The sequence below is a fragment of the Mesorhizobium sp. M7A.F.Ca.MR.148.00.0.0 genome (genome assembly GCF_003997735.1).
Lineage (GTDB): Bacteria > Pseudomonadota > Alphaproteobacteria > Rhizobiales > Rhizobiaceae > Mesorhizobium.
This window is the reverse complement of the sequence record NZ_RZTB01000251.1, coordinates 1-2,217: the sequence shown is the minus strand read 5'-3', so window position 1 is coordinate 2,217 and position 2,217 is coordinate 1. Positions and strand designations below refer to the sequence as shown.

The window sequence follows — 2,217 nt, the reverse complement described above, 5'->3', positions numbered from 1 at the left end:
CCCCGTCACTATACGGGGAGAAGTGCCCGGCAGGGCGATGAGGGGCGGCGCTAACTTCGGCGATTGGGCTCTCTCCGCCGCTGGTTACAAACTTGGCCCCAAGCGACACCCTGCGATCCTAACGCGGCGCGCGCTTGGCCAGTATGCGCTGCAAGGTGCGGCGGTGCATGTTGAGCCGGCGCGCTGTCTCGGAGACGTTGCGCTCGCACATCTCATAGACGCGCTGGATATGCTCCCAACGGACGCGGTCGGCCGACATCGGGTTTTCAGGCGGCGCCGCGCGCTCGCCGGCGGTGCGGGTGAGTGCAGCGAAGATATCATCGGCGTCGGCGGGCTTGGAGAGATAATCGACCGCACCGAGCTTCACCGCGGTCACCGCGGTGGCGATGTTGCCATAGCCGGTCAGGATGATGGTGCGGGAATCCTCGCGCTTTTCGCGGATGGCCGCGACCACGTCGAGGCCGTTGCCGTCCCCGAGCCGCATGTCGACTACAGCGTAGGCGGGTGGATTGGCGCGCGCCTTGGCAACCGCCTCCTCGACGCTCTCGGCCGTCTCGACCACGAAGCCCCTGGCTTCCATGGCGCGGGCCAGACGCGTGAGGAACGGCTTGTCGTCATCGACGACAAGCAGCGAGGTGTCCTCGCCTTCAACCATTGCGCCAATATTCTCGTCGCCTGTCATAGTCTCAAAATTCCTGCTGCCTTAATTTTACGCAAATATAGTTCCTGAGCCCGATTGTCCAATTTTTAGAGGTCCTTCAAGGCTCTCAGGCGGTGTCGAACATGCTGGCCGAAGTGATTTCCGGATTGAGGAACACACCACGCGGCCACGATATCTGTACCATGGCGCCCTCGCCCAGGCCGCTGGAATTGCGGAAATCGAGCACGGCACCGGAGCGTTCGAGCAGGGTCTTGGCGATGAACAGGCCGAGGCCCAGACCGCCGCCTGTTTCATTGCCCTGGCGCGTCGACATATAGGGCTCGCCGATGCGGTCGATGATCTCGGCCGGAAAGCCAGGGCCATCATCGATGATCGAGAAGGTGACGGTGGCCTCGTCCCAGCTCCAGTGCACGGTGACGCTTTTGCGGGCGAAATCGACGGCGTTCTCGACCAGGTTGCCGAGGCCGTAGATGACGCCCGGATTGCGTCGCCCGACCGGCTCGGGGCCGATGCGTTCGCCGGGCCGAAGCTTGATCGAGATGCCGAAGTCCCGGTGCGGCGCGGTGACCTCCTCGACCAGCGAGGTCAATGGCAGCCGAGAAAGATGCGCCTCGCCCTCGGAGGACAGGCTGGTCAGCCGCTTGAGAATCTCGCGGCAACGCTCGCTCTGCGAACGCAACAGCGTTACGTCTTCCCCATATTTCGGATCCTTGCCGAGCGCCTTTTCCATCTCCTTGGCGACAAGCGCGATGGTGGCGAGCGGCGTGCCGAGCTCATGCGCGGCCGCCGCGGCCAGCCCGTCGAGGGCCGAAAGGTGCTGCTCGCGCTGCAGCACCAGCTCGGTTGCGGCGAGCGCATTGGCCAGAAGGCGGGCTTCGGCGGCCACCCGGAAGGCGTATATGGCGGTGAAGGCGATCGAGGACAGCACCGCCATCCACATGCCGGCGACATAGAGAAAAGGCATCGCCAGCGGCGCGTCCTCATGCCAGGGCAGCGGCAGATGGACAAAGACCAGAAAGGTCGCCGCCGACATGACCAGCCCGCCGAGGATGGCGGTCAGGCGCAGGGGCAGCGATGTCGCCGAAATGACGACAGGCACGGTCATGAGCAGCGAGAACGGGTTGGTGAGGCCACCGGTCATATAGAGCAGGCCGGCAAGCTGCAGGCTGTCGAAGATCAGGATGCCGAAGGCCGCAAGCGGTGTCAGCCGGTGCGCCGCCGGAAAGCGGAAGGCGAGAAACAGGTTCATCCAGGCCGAACAGGCGATCAGGGCAAAGCAGAGGCTGACCGGCAGCGGAAACTTCAGCCCATAGGCGACGACCAGCACCGTCAGGCTCTGCCCGACAATGGCAAGCCAGCGCAACCGGATCAGCGTGTTGAGGCGCAGTCTCTGGCTCTGCTGGAAATCAGGCGAACGCAAAACGTTGATCATGGCCATGGATTACAGCCGTAGGACCAGGAACGCTAGGTCCCGCGCGGTTTGGCGCGGGCGGTGGCGGCGGCGAGCAGCGGGTTTTCCGGCCAGACATGCTTGGGATAGCGGCCGCGCATGTCGG

Annotated in this window: 2 protein-coding genes; both read right to left on the bottom strand. The window is 64.3% G+C overall.

All coding sequences use genetic code 11. The features are described 5' to 3' along the window. Positions 1 to 118: 118 nt before the first annotated feature. The gene (locus EOB49_RS33655; RefSeq protein WP_013528072.1) at positions 119 to 682 is read right to left on the bottom strand and encodes an ActR/PrrA/RegA family redox response regulator transcription factor; all 564 of its coding nucleotides are present in this window, start codon (positions 680 to 682) and stop codon (positions 119 to 121) included. Positions 683 to 767: 85 nt separating this feature from the next. Next, positions 768 to 2,099: an ActS/PrrB/RegB family redox-sensitive histidine kinase gene (locus EOB49_RS33650; RefSeq protein ID WP_127383477.1), complete on the bottom strand. Its 1,332-nt coding sequence runs from the start codon at positions 2,097 to 2,099 to the stop codon at positions 768 to 770. Positions 2,100 to 2,217: the final 118 nt, after the last annotated feature.

Bases quoted from the DNA above. Each gene is read 5' to 3' on its own strand.
- EOB49_RS33650 (WP_127383477.1), bottom strand. From the start codon at position 2,099: ATGGCCATGATCAACGTTTTGCGTTCGCCTGATTTCCAGCAGAGCCAG.
- EOB49_RS33655 (WP_013528072.1), bottom strand. From the start codon at position 682: ATGACAGGCGACGAGAATATTGGCGCAATGGTTGAAGGCGAGGACACC.